Source organism: Pseudomonas sp. NCIMB 10586, assembly GCF_023127895.1.
In the GTDB taxonomy this organism is placed as follows: Bacteria; Pseudomonadota; Gammaproteobacteria; order Pseudomonadales; family Pseudomonadaceae; genus Aquipseudomonas; species Aquipseudomonas synxantha_A.
In genome coordinates, this window is record NZ_SPKQ01000050.1 from 21,018 (window position 1) to 36,540 (window position 15,523).

13 protein-coding genes and 1 pseudogene are annotated in these 15,523 nt (G+C 60.8%); 4 read left to right on the forward strand and 10 right to left on the reverse strand.

Annotation, left to right across the window (positions count from 1 at the left end; all coding sequences use genetic code 11):
- Nucleotide 1: 1 nt before the first annotated feature.
- The 6 genes from E4P01_RS23665 to E4P01_RS23690 all read right to left on the reverse strand — a co-directional run bounded on the left by E4P01_RS23665 (nt 2) and on the right by E4P01_RS23690 (nt 8,291).
- On the reverse strand, nt 2-913 hold the full coding sequence (locus tag E4P01_RS23665; protein WP_194440396.1) for a glycosyltransferase: 912 nt from the start codon (nt 911-913) through the stop codon (nt 2-4).
- On the reverse strand, nt 913-2,373 hold the full coding sequence (locus tag E4P01_RS23670) for a mannose-1-phosphate guanylyltransferase/mannose-6-phosphate isomerase (protein ID WP_005786806.1): 1,461 nt from the start codon (nt 2,371-2,373) through the stop codon (nt 913-915). The genes E4P01_RS23665 and E4P01_RS23670 overlap by 1 nt, the downstream gene beginning before the upstream one ends.
- Nucleotides 2,373-3,812, reverse strand: coding sequence for an undecaprenyl-phosphate glucose phosphotransferase (locus E4P01_RS23675; protein WP_078820826.1), 1,440 nt, complete (start codon nt 3,810-3,812; stop codon nt 2,373-2,375). Before E4P01_RS23675 ends, E4P01_RS23670 begins: the two co-directional genes overlap by 1 nt.
- A gap of 434 nt (nt 3,813-4,246) precedes the next feature.
- On the reverse strand, nt 4,247-6,733 hold the full coding sequence (locus E4P01_RS23680; protein ID WP_103735422.1) for a TonB-dependent receptor: 2,487 nt from the start codon (nt 6,731-6,733) through the stop codon (nt 4,247-4,249).
- 105 nt (nt 6,734-6,838) lie between these two features.
- Nucleotides 6,839-7,789: a FecR domain-containing protein gene (locus E4P01_RS23685; protein ID WP_216091009.1), complete on the reverse strand. Its 951-nt coding sequence runs from the start codon at nt 7,787-7,789 to the stop codon at nt 6,839-6,841.
- The gene (locus tag E4P01_RS23690; protein WP_032876877.1) at nt 7,776-8,291 is read right to left on the reverse strand and encodes a sigma-70 family RNA polymerase sigma factor; all 516 of its coding nucleotides are present in this window, start codon (nt 8,289-8,291) and stop codon (nt 7,776-7,778) included. The genes E4P01_RS23685 and E4P01_RS23690 overlap by 14 nt, the downstream gene beginning before the upstream one ends.
- Nucleotides 8,292-8,421: 130 nt before the next feature.
- Between E4P01_RS23690 and E4P01_RS23695 the strand changes: the two are divergent.
- A pseudogene (locus E4P01_RS23695) lies at nt 8,422-8,592 on the forward strand (LysE family translocator); the annotation flags it as partial.
- Between the two features lie 498 nt (nt 8,593-9,090).
- Here E4P01_RS23695 and E4P01_RS23700 read toward each other — a convergent pair.
- Complete coding sequence (locus tag E4P01_RS23700) at nt 9,091-9,771, reverse strand: DJ-1/PfpI family protein (RefSeq protein WP_216091010.1); 681 nt, start codon at nt 9,769-9,771, stop codon at nt 9,091-9,093.
- Nucleotides 9,772-9,859: 88 nt separating this feature from the next.
- Here E4P01_RS23700 and E4P01_RS23705 point away from each other — a divergent pair, with 88 nt between their 5' ends.
- Complete coding sequence (locus E4P01_RS23705; RefSeq protein ID WP_078820829.1) at nt 9,860-10,828, forward strand: helix-turn-helix domain-containing protein; 969 nt, start codon at nt 9,860-9,862, stop codon at nt 10,826-10,828.
- Here the strand turns inward: E4P01_RS23705 and E4P01_RS23710 are convergent.
- Genes E4P01_RS23710 through E4P01_RS23720 form a run of 3 tightly spaced genes read right to left on the reverse strand, consistent with a single transcriptional unit; the run spans nt 10,814 to nt 14,332 of the window.
- Complete coding sequence (locus E4P01_RS23710) at nt 10,814-11,725, reverse strand: alpha/beta hydrolase (RefSeq protein WP_216091011.1); 912 nt, start codon at nt 11,723-11,725, stop codon at nt 10,814-10,816. The two genes, E4P01_RS23705 and E4P01_RS23710, sit on opposite strands and share 15 nt — an antisense overlap.
- Complete coding sequence (locus tag E4P01_RS23715; protein ID WP_216091012.1) at nt 11,713-13,539, reverse strand: glycoside hydrolase family 15 protein; 1,827 nt, start codon at nt 13,537-13,539, stop codon at nt 11,713-11,715. Before E4P01_RS23715 ends, E4P01_RS23710 begins: the two co-directional genes overlap by 13 nt.
- Nucleotides 13,532-14,332, reverse strand: coding sequence for an SDR family oxidoreductase (locus E4P01_RS23720; protein ID WP_216091013.1), 801 nt, complete (start codon nt 14,330-14,332; stop codon nt 13,532-13,534). The genes E4P01_RS23715 and E4P01_RS23720 overlap by 8 nt, the downstream gene beginning before the upstream one ends.
- A gap of 177 nt (nt 14,333-14,509) precedes the next feature.
- Between E4P01_RS23720 and E4P01_RS23725 the strand changes: the two genes are divergently transcribed.
- Together E4P01_RS23725 and E4P01_RS23730 are read left to right on the forward strand one after the other, a co-directional pair.
- On the forward strand, nt 14,510-14,905 hold the full coding sequence (locus E4P01_RS23725; RefSeq protein WP_228309670.1) for a cytochrome c: 396 nt from the start codon (nt 14,510-14,512) through the stop codon (nt 14,903-14,905).
- A gap of 98 nt (nt 14,906-15,003) precedes the next feature.
- Nucleotides 15,004-15,501 (forward strand): sigma-70 family RNA polymerase sigma factor, encoded by a 498-nt coding sequence (locus E4P01_RS23730; protein WP_216091014.1) that lies wholly within the window; start codon nt 15,004-15,006, stop codon nt 15,499-15,501.
- Nucleotides 15,502-15,523 lie beyond the last annotated feature (22 nt).

Sequence of the window (15,523 nt, forward strand, 5' to 3'; positions counted from 1 at the left end):
CTCAAGTCCAGTAAGTGGAAAACATGCCCAGGCGCCGTTTAAGCGAGTTGGGCAAGTGGCGTTCAAGGTGGCCGAGGCGATAACCCAGCAATTTAAAGGCGCTGCGCACCACCACTTCCGGCGCACGGTGCAGCGCGTTGGCCTCGCGCAATGCGCGCAGTTCGGCCAGCACATAACGCTTACCTTCGCCGCCGGCGTCGCCGAACGCCTGGCGAATCCACGCCTCGCGGCCGTAGAACACACCGATATCGAAGTAGCGCTTGAACTCGTCCAGCAAGCGGTAATCGTGGGAGTGATAAACCTGCGCACTGGCGGCGTAGCGCACCTGGTAGCCGGCCAGCAACATGCGTGCGGCGACGTAGGCGTCTTCGCTGCCAATCACATCCTGGGGAAAACCACCCACCGCCTGCAGGGCGCTGCGTCGGTACACCGAAAACGAGTCGGAGCTGAAGCAGGTCTTGATCCCTAGCTGCGGTGCATCGGCCAGGCTTTTGCTGCGGCTGGCCGCCGGGTAATTGAAGTGCCGCGACTGTGCCCCCAGCACCCCTGCACCGGGGTGCGGCAGCTGCCGTCCATAGGCCACGCCATTGAGCGGCTCCAGTTGCAATTCGGCGATCAGGTTGGCGAACGTCTCGGCCGTGGCGGGGATTGCGTCCTGAGTCATGACGATCAAAGCGTCGCCGCCCACCTGTTCACTGGCCCAGCGCCGAGTGCCGCCGTGGTTGAAGTCGCGGGCATCAATCACCTCCACGCGCGCGCCAAACTCGCGAAAGCGCGCCACGGTGTCATCGCTCGATGCGCTGTCGACCACCAGCATCTCGTCCGGTTGCAGGGTTTGCATGCGCAGCGCCGGCAGTAAGCGGTCCAGATGGCTGGCCGCGTTGCGGGTGGGGATGATCAGGGACGTGCGCATCAGGGTTTCTCTTCCACCGGCGCGCGGCCGTAGATGTCGTCATAACGCACGATGTCGTCTTCGCCCAGGTACTCACCGCTCTGTACCTCAATCATCACCAGATCGATGATGCCGGGGTTGGTCAGGCGGTGTTTGTGGCCGGCGGGAATATAGGTGGACTCGTTCATATTGAGCAGGATTTCGCGCTCGCCATTGGTGATCATCGCTGCGCCGCTGACCACCACCCAATGCTCGCTGCGGTGATGGTGCATTTGCAGGGACAGCGAGCCTTTTGGCTTGACCACAATGCGCTTGATTTTGAAGCGCGTGCTTTCTTCCAGCACCGTGTAGGTGCCCCACGGGCGGGTGACTGTGCGATGCAGACTGAACGCCGGGTGATTCTGGCGCTTGAGTTCGGCGACGATATAGCGCACGTCCTGGCTGCGGTGCGCGTCGGCGATCAACAGTGCGTCCGGGGTGTCGACGATGATCAGATCGCGCACGCCCACTGCACCGAGTACCCGCTTGGGCGAGTCGATGTAGCAGTTATGCACGTCGTGCAGGATCGCCTCGCCATTGATCTGGTTGCCATTGTCATCACTGGGGGTGAGTTGGCGCAGCGCTTCCCAGGAACCGATATCGCTCCAGCCAATGTTGCAGGGCACGACCGCGACCTTTGCGGATTTTTCCATCAGGGCCACGTCGATGGAGATGTCCGGCGCGGTACCGAAACCTTCCGGGCTCAGCTCACGCTGGCGACTGCTGCTGTTCTGCAGGCTCTGGCTGTGCTCGAGTGCGGCCTTGGCTGCGTCCAGCACTGCCGGGGCGTGGCTGGCCAATTCTTCCAATAGGCTGGCCGCCTTGAAGCAGAACATGCCGGCGTTCCACAGGTGCTTGCCGCCGTCCAGATAGCCTTGGGCGGTGGCCAGATCGGGCTTCTCGACAAAGCGCCGGACCTGAAACCCGGCCCCCAACGCTGCGCCTTGTTCTATATAGCCAAAGCCGGTTTCGGCACGGTCAGGCTGAATGCCAAAGGTCACCAGGTAACCGGCCTCGGCCAGCGCACGGGCTTTTTCCACCGCTTGGGCGAAGGCCGTTTCATCCAGGATCAGGTGATCGGCGGGCATCACCAGCAACTGCGCTTCAGCGCCGAAATGCTCCTGCACATGCAAGGCGGCCACGGCGATGGCGGCGGCGGTGTTACGGCCAAACGGCTCCAGCAGCAGCTCCAGGGCCAATCGCTGGGTGTTCACCGCGCGGTAGTCGTCGAGGGTGCGAAACAGCAGGTCACGATTGGTCACTGTCAGGATGCTTTCCACCCCCGGCAAGTGGCTGGCGCGCAGGAAGGTCTTTTGCAGCAGGCTCTGGTCGTCGCGCATGCGCATGAAGGGTTTGGGCATGTTCTGCCGCGAAACCGGCCACAGCCGCGTGCCCGAACCACCGGAGATGATGCACGGGATCAATCCGTTAAGAGGGTTCATCAATAGACTTCCTTGGTGGAAAGGACGGCCGGAACCGTCATGAAAACGATGTACAGATCCAGCCACACCGACCATTTGGCGATGTATTCCAGGTCGTATTCGACTCGCTTCTGGATTTTGAACAGGGTGTCGGTCTCGCCACGGTAGCCATTGATCTGTGCCCAGCCGGTGATGCCTGGCTTGACCCGGTGGCGTGAGCTGTATTCGCTGACCGCTTGCTCGAACGGAACCCCGGCGGCCTTGGTGGCCGTGGCGTGGGGGCGCGGGCCGACCATCGACATATTGCCCAGCAGCACGTTGAACAGTTGTGGCAGCTCATCAATGCTGGTCTTGCGAATGATCCTGCCTACCCGGGTGATGCGCGGGTCCTGGCGTGTGGTCTGGTTCTCGGCGTTGAGGTCGGTCTGTTCCACGTACATCGAGCGGAACTTGAACACTCGGATCAGGTTGTCGTTGTAGCCAAAGCGCTTCTGGCGAAACAGCACCGGGCCCTTGGAATCGAGTTTGATCGCGATGGCCGTCGCCAGCATCACCGGTGACAGCAACAACAGGCCGAGGCTGGCCAGCAGCAGGTCTTCGCAACGCTTGATAAAGGGTGACCAGCCGCGCAGCGGCAACTGCGAGGTGTTGAACATCAGGATGCCGCCCACATCGGTGATGCGGTTATGCCCATAACGCAAGGCAGCCATGTCGGGCACCAGCATGACGTTCACCGACATCTGCCGCAGGCGTTTGACCAGCCCGTTGATACGCTGCTCGGCAGCCCAGGGCAGGGTGATCATGACCTGGTTGACCTGTTCGGAGCGGATCAGCTTTTCCAGGTCGCGGGTATTGCCCAGCAAGGGCAGGCGGCTCAATTCCTTGGGAATGCGCTCGGTACGGTCGTCGATAAAGCCGATCAGGCCGGAACGGATATCGCTGTTGCGCGACAGGTGTTCAGCCACATGCACCGCCGTCTCGGTAAAACCCAGGATCACCGTACGCTGCAAGAATTTGCCGTTCTTCATCAAATGGCGATACAGGCGCAGCATCAATATCCGCTCCACGCCAAACAGCACCAGGCTCATGGAGAACCAGGCCGCCAGGTTGCGTGGGCTCAACTGTGGGAACAGCAGCAGGATCTGGTACATGAACAGCAGGATGCAAAACGCTGAGACCCAGGCCACCAGCATCACGCGAAAACGCAGGCGATTGCTGAACAGATCCTCGGAGTACACCCCCAGGGCCTGGAACAGAATGATGGTCAAGAGCGCAAAGAATACCAGCAGGCCAAGGTAGTGGTTGCGCATGTGCTCGGCGACGGGTTCCGGGTAGAACAACAGGATAATTGCCGGCACTACAGCAGTGAGGCCGTGGATCAGTTTTACGAAGACGACAAAAAACTCAACGAAACCGGGACGAGTCAAAAACAGGCTATCGACCGACGATTTACCGCGCATAGATCAGATCCTCAATACACCACCAGAACGTTCCTATTCGTTTTGCTCATCCATAAGGCAGGTTTGCTTTACAAGTGGTGCAAATCGAACAACTGCAGTTGCTGGGTAATACGTAATGCCTGTTCAGACGCAGGAATTTACGGAGTGATGGCTAAATAGTGGCTTCCTTGAGGTTCCGTGTCAATGATTTGGCTTTTTTTGCCGTTGCCTTCAATGGCTCTCATGAGGCCCCCATGATATGACGATTTATTGACATGAGAGGCCGTGCTTTCAGAAAAATCGAGAATCGATGATGGCTTTTTGGAGTGTAGGAACAAACGTGGGGATTTGCCTGCCAGCGAAAAAAAGCTTTTTTTTGACAGAAGCAGGGCGGGGGAAGGGGGGTTGTCGAACCAGAGCCGGCTTGCCGGCTCTGGTGCAAGGACTGCTGATGTTTAGAAGTTGCCTTTGAGGCTCAGCGTGAGGTTGCGCGGCTCTCCATAAAGATTACCCCAGCCTGAGGTACCCACGGTCTGGTAGTAGTTTTTATCGAACAGGTTGTTGCCGTTGAGCGCCACAGTCCAGGTGTCGTCCACCTGATACGCAATGCGCGCATTCCACAACGCATACCCGGCCTGTTCCAGTTTGATGGTTTGCAACCGGTAGTTGCTGCTTTGGGCGTTGACCCCTGCGCCGACTGTCCATTTTGACAGTGCACCGTCCAACTGGTAGTCGCCCCACAAACGCAGCATATGCCTTGGTACGTAGGTGTTGGACACCGCGCCTTCGGCTGCGCTGTCGATGTTCTTCAGGTTCTTGGTTTGCGTGTAGGTGTAGCCGCCAAACACTTGCAGGCGTTCAAGCAATTCGCCGCTCAGCTCGGCCTCGACCCCTTGGGCGCGAACTTTGCCCGTGTCGGTGTAGCAGTAGCCGTCGGAGGAGCTGCCGCAGCGGGTCTCGAAATCGGTTTGGGCGGCGTTTTTTTCGATCGCGCGAAACAGCGCCAGGGAGCTGTTGAGGCGCCCGTCAAACCATTCGCCCTTGATACCCAGCTCGTAGTTCTCACCCATTTTCGGCTTGAGCGCCGAACCGCTGACCGTGGCGTAGGAGCTTTGTGGCTGGAAGATATCGGCGTAGCTGGCGTACACCGAAAGGTTGTCATTGAGGTCGTAGATCAGCGCGGCAAACGGCGTGACCACGCCGGTTTCCTTGGTGCGTGCATCCTGGTCGGCCCACTCGCCCCAGGCCAGGTTCAAGGACTCACGGCGGTTTTCATACCAACTGACGCGACTGCCGAGAACCAGCATCAACGGTTCGGCCAGGCGCAGGCGCAAGGTGGCGTAGGCGCCGTATTGGGTGGCGGTTTCCTTGACCGTGCCGCCACGGTACATGTTGGGCCAGAAGGTATCGTCGGCAGGTTCCGGGAAGTGGTGGTTGGGGTTGAAAACGCTTTGGCGCTGGGGCAGGTTGCGGATCGCGTAGACATCGTCCTGGGTGCCACGACTGCCATTGGCGCCGAGGATCAACTCATGTTGCAGGCCAAACGCTTCAAATTGACCATCAATGTAGGCATCCAGGCCGTAGTCCTTGTGATCGTAATCCAGCAGCGCGGCGTAGCTGGTGAGCGTAGGGGCCGGGTTACCATAGTCCACGGTGCTTTCGCTGGCGGCGTATTTGATGTCTTGCAGGTTGCGGCTATGCACGGCGCTGACTTTGAGCTTCCAGTCGTCGTTGAAGTGATGGGTCAGATCGGCGAACAGCGTGGTGCGCTGGCTTTGCCAATCGTTCCAGGCCTGGCCCAGGCAGGTGGAGCGGCTCAGGCCGAGGCTTTTGCCGTCGCGGTAGCGCGGCAGGCCGCTCCAGCACGGTGTGGCGTCGACATCCTCATAGCTGGCGCCGAAGCCTAGGGTGGTGTCAGGGCTGACATCCATGTCCAGCGCCGCGTAAAACGCCTGGTCCTGGCGCTTGGCAAGGTCCATGTAGGAGCCACGATTCTGCTGGCTGACCGACGCACGGCCGCGCACCGTGCCGCTGTCGTTCAACGGGCCGCCGGTGTCGAGTTCGGCGTGGTAGTTATCCCAGGTGCCCGCCGACAGCCCGAGGCTGGTGGTCGGGGTGGCTTGGGGCCGCTTACGCACGAAGTTCACTGCACCGCTGGCGGTGCCGGCGCCCTTGAGCATACCGGCGGCGCCTTTTAGCACCTCTACCCGGTCATAAATCGCCATGTTCGCGCTGAAACTGTCGGCCTGTATGTAGTCCTTGCCGATGTCCAGCGGCACACCATCGAACTGGTACTGACCGAGCATCTTGAAGCCCCGGGAGTAAAAATACTTGCCGCCCATGGGCGACTCGTAGCTGGTGATCCCTGGCGTGCGCTCCAGCAATTGGTCGATGGTGGTGATGTTCTGGTCATCCATCAGCTTGCGGGTCATCACGCTCACCGATTGCGGCGTGCGTCGCAGGCTGTGTTCACCCTTGCCGATGGTCACCGCACCGGTGGTGTAGGAACCGCTGCCTTCGGTGGTGGCGCCTAGACGATCACCAGTGATGGTGGTGGCGCCCAGGCTCAGCGCCGAGCCGGCTTGCTGCTGAGGTAGCAGTAACCAGGCGTTCTGGCCCTGGCTTTGCGCCTGCAAACCCTGGCCCTGGAGCAACTGGCTCAGGGCCTGTTGTGGGGCCAGGGTGCCGCTCAGCCCCGGGCTGCTTTTGCCGGCCACGCTGCCCGCGTCATACGACAGGCTGATACCGGCCTGCCGCGCAAACTGATCAAGGGCGCCGGCCAGAGGCCCGGGCGCAATATTCCAGGCGCGGGCCTGGCGCTCGCTGCCGGGTTCCTGGGCTGTTGCGGTATACGGCAAAGCGCTGGCTGCCACGCACGCGCCAAGAAGAGTGGCATTGAGGGCGTGTCTGAGGGGGGAACGCTTGGAGGGGAACGCTTGCATGACCGCGGGATGCTCCTGAAGGAAGTGGACAACACCGGCCTGTTGATCGGCCTTTCCTTACAGGTCGAATGGCAATGAGAATTCACCTCATTTATTTTCGGCCGCTCAAACCCGAGCGGAGACGGTCACCCAATAGGGGCTGCGGTAGGTCACATTGATCGACAACGATTGCGCCACCAGCTTGAGTACCTGATCGGTGTCTTCCAGTTGATAGGTGCCCGAAACCCGCAGCCCCGCGACGGCTTCGCTGCAACGGAGCAAGCCGTTGCGGTAGCGGCCCAGTTCGGCCAGGAAGTCGTCAAGGCGCATATTGTGGGCGCTGATGACGCCGTCGCTCCAGGCCCAGGGATCCAGGCCATTGGTGGGAGAAGGGCGAATGCCGCTACGGTTGAACAGCACCTGTTCGCCCGGCTTGATCATTTGGCGTGCGCTGGCGTCATGGCTGTCGGCATACACCGAGACCGCACCCTGCTGCACAGCCAGCAGCGTGCCTTGGGCTTCTTCACGTACCACAAAGCGCGTGCCGAGGGTGCGCAGGTAACCATCGCGGGTGTGCACCCAGAACGGACGGTTGTCAGCGCCGGTATTGACCAACACTTCACCCTGACGCAGGTTCACCAGACGCCGCTCGGCATTCAGGGTGATATCGATGGCACTGGCGCTGTTGAGCTGGACCTTGCTGCCATCGTTCAACGCCACCCAGCGCCGCTCGCCGGTGGCCGTGCGGTAGTCGGCCATCAGGGCGGGCAGGGGCGTGTAGTCGCGACCCAGCCAGGCCAACCCGGCGGCGCCGGCAAACAAGCCCAGCAGCTTCAAGCCTTCACGCCGACTGATACGTTGGCGCGCGCCATCGAGGGCATGGCGACTGACATGCGCCGGCAGTTGGGTGAAGTCGTCATTCATGGTCGCCACGCGCTGCCACGCCAGTTGATGCGCGGCGCTGGTGTGCAGCCACTGCTCAAAGGCCGCCGTGCTGGCGTCGTCAGCGGTGTTGAAGCGCAGCTTGATCATCCACTGGATGGCCTGGTCCACCAGACGCGGATCAGCATTCGGCATAACGTAACCGATAGCAGGCGTGCAGTGCCTTGGACAGGTCACGCTCCACCGTGGCCTTGGACACGCCCAGGCGCAGGGCGATTTGCGCGCAGGTCAGGCCGTCCAGTTGGGCCAACAGAAACGCCTCGCGCACCCGTGGCTTGAGCTGGTCGAGCAAGCGGTCGATGCGCGCCAGGCTGTCGAGGATCAGCAGGCGGGTTTCTTCGCTCGGCACCTCGACTTGAGGAAAGTGCGCCAGGCTTTCCAGGTAGGCACGTTCCAGTTCGCGGCGTCGGTATTGGTCGATCATCAAACTGCGCGCGATGCTGCTCAAGTAAGCACGCGGCTGCTGCAGGGTTTGTTGCTTGCGCGCGTTGAGCAGGCGCACAAAGGTTTCCTGCGCCAGGTCAGCGGCGTGTTCACGGCAGCCGGTGCGTCGGCTCAACCAGCCGCGCAGCCAGGAATGGTGGGCTTGGTATAGCTGGCCGATGGCGGCATGGTCCAGTGGGTGATCGCTCGACATGGTCATCCTGGCGCAGCAGGCTTAATTGATAATGTTTCGCATTCTAGACGTTGGTTGTGGCATTCAGCAATCACTGGTTTGCTGCGTCAGTAATGTATCCAGCACAATTTTTGTAGAGCCTGCGAGCGCCGTGCTGACGCTGATCGCGAGTGTGTTTCATGTACTGCTGGGCATGTTTGGCGGGGCGCTCAGCCGCTTCTTCGCCAAACGCACCAAAAGCGCCTGGCTGCAGAAGTGGGGTTTGGCGGCGGTGCTGATGGCGTTGGCCGTGCGCTTGGCGGTGATGTCGCGTCCTGCCTGACGACACGCGGGAAGCCAAGCAGGTTTCTGTGTGGCGAGGGAGCTTGCTCCCGTAACGGCCTGCCAGTCGATGCTCATTTACCTGACACCTCACAATCCAATTGTGGGAGCTGGCTTGCCTGCGATGGCGGCCTGACAGGCGATGCTTCTCTACCTGACACCCCGCGATCCAAATGTGGAGCGGGCTTGCTCGCGAAGGCGGCCTGACAGCCGACACAGTCATACCGAGTACATATCCATTCCTGCGGTAACGGCCACTCAGGGTTCCGCCCTGACGGCGGCTCACTTTTGAACAGCGTGTCCGGTCCGTACAGGTTGAAGGTTCGCAACGCAGTGTGGTGTTGGGGATTTGCCGGATGGTAGAGGGCGTTCAGTTGCTGGTTGATCGGGTAGTAGAGGGAGGCGGCGAGACGCGAGCGCAGTAACGGCGATGCCTGTCAGTTAAGAAGCAGCGCTGTACTGTGGCGAGGGAGCTTGCTCCCTCGCCACGGATGAACATTCAACCCAACCGTGCAGCCGCCCGCGCCACAATCTCCCCACGCACTCTGCGTGACTCCACCGTGCGCTTGTTGGCTTCCTCCAGCACATGCCGGGGCGCAGTCTCCGGGCGGCCGGAGTCAAACGGTGGGGCCGGCGCATATTCGATCTGCAGTTGCACCAGTTGCGCCGCCGCTTCGCTGTACAACTCTGCGGCCAGGGTCAGGGCAAAGTCGATGCCGGCGGTGATCCCGCCGCCGGTAAACAGGTTGCCGTCACGCACCACGCGCTCCTGCACGGGAACAGCACCGAGCGGGGCGAGCAGGTGGTGGTAGGCCCAGTGGGTGGTGGCCTTGCGACCGCGCAGCAACCCTGCCGCGCCCAATACCAATGAGCCGGTGCACACCGAGGTCATGTAGCGCACTGTCTGTGCCTGGGCCTTGAGAAAATCCAGGGTTTGCGGGTCTTCCATCAACGGGCCCACACCGGCGCCACCGGGTACGCAGAGCACATCCAGGTTCGGGCAGTCGGCGTAAGTAATGGTCGGCGTGAACACCAGGCCAGTGCTGGAGGTGATCGGCGCGAGGTCTTTCCATACAAGGTGAAGCTTCACGTCTGGCAGCGAACCGAGGACATCATAGGGGCCGGTCAGGTCCAGTTGCTGGATGCCGGGGAACAACAGAAAGCCGATCTGCAAGGTCATGGTGCAAGCTCCGAAAGAAATGGACGACCGCACTGTAGAAGCCTAGGCTTTGGCGGGTACGCCATTGAGCCCACTAATCACGCCAATCATGCCCAAGATTATTCATGTACTCGCTTTTGAAAATGCCCAGGTGCTCGATGTCACCGGGCCTATGCAAGTGTTTGCGTCGGCTAATGACCTGTTGCGCCAACGTGGTTTACCGTTGCCCTACGCGGTGAACGTGATCGCCGCTCAGCCTGAACCGGTGAGGACTTCTGCCGGCCTGGCGCTGCTGGCTGAACCGCTGCCCGCCATCGACGCGCCTTGCGATACCCTGGTGATCGCCGGTGGCTGGGGCGTGTACGCTGCCGCCGAAGACCCGACACTGGTGCAATGGGTGCGCGATAAATCCCGGCACACCCGGCGCATGGCTTCGGTGTGCACCGGGGCCTTTCTGCTGGCCGCCAGCGGTTTGCTCGATGGTTGCCGAGTGGCCACGCACTGGACGCGGTGTGAAGAACTGGCGCGCAAGTTTCCCGCACTCACGGTGGAGGCCAATCCGATTTTCATCCAGCAGGGCGCCGTGTGGACGTCTGCTGGTGTGACCGCCGGGATCGACCTGTGCCTGGCCCTGGTAGAGGATGACCTGGGTCGCGCCATTGCCTTGGAAGTGGCGCGCCACTTGGTGGTGTTCCTCAAGCGCCCTGGCGGTCAGTCGCAATTTAGCGTGACGTTATCCCTGCAAAGGAGCGACAGCCGCTTTGCCGACCTGCACGCTTGGATCGCCGACCATCTGACGCTGGATCTGAACATCGCCACGCTGGCGGCCCAGGCTGGCATGAGCGAGCGTAGCTTTGTGCGCCATTACCGCGCCGAGACCGGCCAGACCCCGGCCCGGGCCGTGGAACTGATCCGTGTCGAAACTGCGCGCCGGCAATTGGCAGACAGCACGACCTCCATCAAACGTATCGCCATGCAGTGCGGTTTTGGCTGTGAAGAGACTTTGCGCCGCAGCTTTGTGCGGGCCTTGTCAGTGACGCCTCAAGCTTACCGGGAGCGTTTTTCAGCGCTCCAGTAGTTCCAGCAATGCTTCAAGCGTGACCCGGGGCGCTTCCTGGAAAACATTATGACCAATGCCTGGCAAAACCTGCCGGCGATAAAAACCACTGAAGTGCTCCACATCGTCATCCTCAAGCGACGGCGGGCCCACACCGTCGTCGGCCCCGCATAACGAAATGCTGGGCACCGTTATCGCCGGTTGCTGCACCAATGCCTGCTCAATGGATTCCAGCGCGGGATCACCCGGCGCATACATGAAACGATGGCGGTAAGAGTGAATCACCACCGCGACAAAGTCCGGGTTATCAAATGACGGCGCAGTCTTGCCATACAGACTTGGCCCTTCACGCCAGGTCGGCGACCAAAGCCGCCATAACAACTCACACAGCTCTTGTCGATTGGCGGTCAAACCGTCGACTCCACGCTGGGTGTGGAAGTAATACTGGTACCATAATCGATGCTCGGTTTCCGGTGCCCGAGGCTCGAGGGACTGGGCGATGTCCTGGATGTTGTAACCGTCCCCCGTCACCAAGCCGCGTACCCGCTCGGGCCATAGCGCCGCGACAATACACGCCGCGCGCCCACCCCAGTCATACCCGGCGAGCGTGGCCTGCTTAATGGACAGCGCATCCATGAAATCCAGCAGGTCCTTGGCCAACGCCGCCTGTTGGCCGGAGCGCATGACCTGGTCGTTGATAAACCGCGTCGGGCCATAACCGCGCAAATAGGGGACCAACACCCGATAACCACGCTCGGCCAGCACCGGCGCGATTTCGTCATAACCGCGAGGGTCATAAGGGAAACCATGCAGCAGGATCACCGGCTCGCCTGCGATGGGGCCGTGGGTTTCATAAGCCACGTCTAGCATGGACGTGCGCACATACAACAGCGGGGCAGGGGACGTCAGGGTTGCCATACAGTCTTCTCCCCACTGAGTTTGCGGTCCAGGAAGGTTGCCGCACTGATCAATGCCAGGTGGCTCAACGCCTGAGGTGTGTTGCCCAAGTGCCGAGCCTGGCTGTCGAATTCTTCGGCGTACAGTCCCAGCGGGTTGGCGTAGCGCAGCAGCTGTTCGAACTCCAGGTGGGCCTTTTCCACTTGCCCGGCGCGGGCCAGGCATTCCACGTACCAGAACGAGCAGGCGGCAAATGCGCCTTCGGTGCCTTGCAGGCCATCGATCTGGCTGTCGTCATTGCGGTAGCGGTAGACCATGCCGTCGCGCACCAGGCTTTTCTGGATCGCTTCCAGCGTCGCCAGCCAGCGCGGGTCGGTGGCCGCAACGAAGCGCACCAGCGGCATCAACAGCATCGAGCCGTCCAGCGCCGTGCTGCCGATATGCTGGACGAAATGCCCGCGCTCTTCGTTCCAGAAGTTGCTCCAGATGTCGGCGTAGATAGCCTGGCGTGTCTGGTCCCAGCGCGCGAATGGGGCGGGCAGCGAGCGTTTGGAGGCGAGGCGAATAGCTCGGTCCAAGGCCACCCAGCACATCAGGCGCGAGTGCAGAAAGTGGTGTTGCTCGCCGCGCATTTCCCAGATGCCTACGTCTTTGCGGTTCCAGATCTCACACACTTGGTCGACCACTTCCACCGTATGTTTCCAGCCTTCGTGGGAAATGGCTTCGCCGTACTTGTTGACCAGATACACCGCGTCCATCAGTTCGCCGTAGATATCCAGCTGGATCTGGTCGAACGCTTCGTTGCCCACGCGCACCGGCTGGGCGCCGCCGTGGCCGCGCAAATGATCGAGTGTGGTTTCCGGCAACTCCTGGCGACCGTCGATGCCGTAGAGAATATTGATTTTGGTCGGCTGGCCGCAGCAGTCGCTGACTCTGCCTTTGAGCCAGCGCATATAGGCGTTGGCTTCCTCGACAAACCCCAGGCGCATGAACGCGTAGACGGTAAACGACGCATCGCGTATCCAGGTATAGCGGTAATCCCAGTTGCGCTCGCCGCCGGGGCTTTCCGGCAGGCCGAAGGTGGCGGCGGCGATGATTGCGCCGTGCTTGCGCGAGGTCAAAAGCTTCAACGCCAAGGCCGAGCGGTTGACCATTTCGCGCCAGCGCCCACGGTAATTGGACTGGGAGATCCAGCCGCGCCAGAACTTGAGGGTGCGTTCCAGGTACAGGTCCGTGCAGTCGTTGACCACCCGCGGATCATCCTGGCCGCCGAGCACAAATTCGGCGCCCTCGTCCTGGGCCAGGGTGAAGCGGGATACGACTGCATTTTCTTCGAGGGTCAGCGGGTGGCTGCCTACCAGGCGCAGGCCGGGCTGACCGTCGGCGCTGAACAGCACGCCGCTGTCATCGGCTGTGGTGTGGGTCTTGGCACGGGCGTAGTCGTGGCGCACGGCGCAACGCAGGTGCAGAGTTGCCTGGCCACTGACTACCCGTACGCGGCGAATCAGCAGCGGCAAATCGTCAACGTCTTCGCTGACGGCCAGCAGATCGGTGATTTCCACCACCGCCTCGTCACTCAGCCAGCGTGTTTGCAGCACGTTGGTGTCAGGCAGGTAGATCTGCTCGCGGCGGGCGTTGGGCAGGTCCGGGGTAAGCTGGAAGGTACCGGCGTCGGGCGTGTCGAGCAGTGCGCAGAAGATCGACGGGCTGTCGAATTCCGGCCAGCAGAAAAAATCGATGCTGCCACGGTCGTTTACCAGTGCGGCACTGCGCATGTCGCCGATGATGCCGTGGGCATCGATGGCGCTTTGGGGTTCTTTTTTCAGATCAACCATTGCCGCGAAACTCCGGATAAAGGCTCATGCCGCCATCGATGAACAACGTACTGCCGACCACGTAATCAGAAGCATCACTGGCCAGCCACACCACTGCATTGGCCACATCTTCTACATCGCCGATGCGGCCATAAGGAATCAATTTGAGCAACTCTTTCTCCGCAGCGCCTTCAGTGGCTGCACGGTTGATCGCCGTACGAATGGCCCCCGGCGCAACGCCGTTGATGCGGATGCGTTGCTCGCTGACTTCCTGGGCGAGGGTGCGCATCAGCATCTCCACGCCGCCCTTGGACGCTGCATAATTCACATGCCCGGCCCACGGAATGACTTGATGCACCGAACTCATATGGATGATTTTGCCGGCCGCTCGTGACACGCCCTCACGAACGCCCTGACGATTGAAGATACGCACCGCCGCTCGGGCACAGAGGAACTGCCCGGTGAGGTTGACACCGATCACGGTGTTCCAGTCCTCGAGGCTCATGTCGACCAGGTTGGCGTCTTTTTGCAGGCCTGAGTTGGCCACCAGAATATCCAGGTGGCAGAAAGCATCGAGGGTCTGTGCGAACAGGCGCTCGACATCAGCCTCCTTGGACACATCGCCACCGATGGCAAGCGCCCGACCGCCGTTGGCATTGATCTGTGCGGCAAGAGCCTCGGCGGGGGCCGCCTGGGAATTGTAGTTAAGCACCACTGCCGCGCCCGCGTCGGCCAGGGCTTTGGCTGCGCCAGCACCGATGCCGGAACTGGCGCCGGTGACCAGAGCCACTTGTTGCTGCAAGGAAATCTGCATCGCCCACCCACTGTGTTTATCCGAGTCCTTTCAGCTGACTGGCGGCGGGGAGCGGAAGTTCACCGCACGGCTTGTACGCCTAGACCGCGGGCCGCAGGTGTAGCGCCGGGGCGCAAGGCAAAGGTTTATCGTAATATGCTGAAAACAAAAGGTAAGGGATGGAGCAAAGGAATGTGTATGTCGACACGCACCCCAAGGATGAAAAGTTTACTCATTGGCTTATCAGCCGTTTTATCACTGGCTCAGACATCATTGGCTGTTGCGGAAAACAGCAATGGAAAAACGCTCTATCTACAGCGATGCGGCGTGTGCCATGGACCCGATATAAAGGCCACCGGGCCATTGGCTAAAAAAAGCAATCCCCCCACGCCTGACCTTACAACCGCCGCGTTCAAACAGCGGCTGCATGATTATCCGGGCGTGATCGTCTCGTCGATAATACTTCGCCCAAATGGCAACCTGATTCCAAAGACGTTGAAGGACAACGGTGTGAAGATAGCGCCGCACGCGTGGAGCGTTCAGGACTTCCGCGATCTGCATCAATACATGAGTAGCGTGATTTCAAAAAGTTGAGGGGTTTGAGTGCGGCGGGCGTACCGGCGATGGACAGCAATTGCCCCACTTAATAGGAAGCATTACTATTCACGCCCCGCCTCCTCAGTGCCTTCGCGATGAATCCTCAGCCGCCCCGCAGAACAGGCTTTTTCGAGCACTACGAAGAGTTGATCGGCACCTGGACGCGCCGCTTGAGGAACCGTCAGCAAGCCGAGGACCTGACCCACGACACTTTTGTGCGAGTGCTTGAGTCCGACGCCAGCGAGGTTGCACAACCGCGCGCCTACCTGCATCAAACCGCGCGCAATATCGCGGTGGACGCCTACCGGCGCGCAGAACGCCGCGCGGCGTTGACGTTGCAGGCCGTTGATCACGCCCCCCACAGCGGTGATCCGGAGCATTACATGCACGCGATTCAGTTGGCCGACTCCATCGAGCGGGCCCTGGTCGAGTTGCCGCTCAACTGTCGCAAGATTTTTATCTGGCAGAAAATCGAGGGGCTCACCCAACAGGAAATCGCCGTGCGCCTGGGGCTGTCTAAAAACATGGTGGAGAAGTATATGATCCGCACCCTGCGGCATCTGCGTGACCACCTGGATGCAATGGCGCCATGACCCGCTTTGAAACAGGATCTTC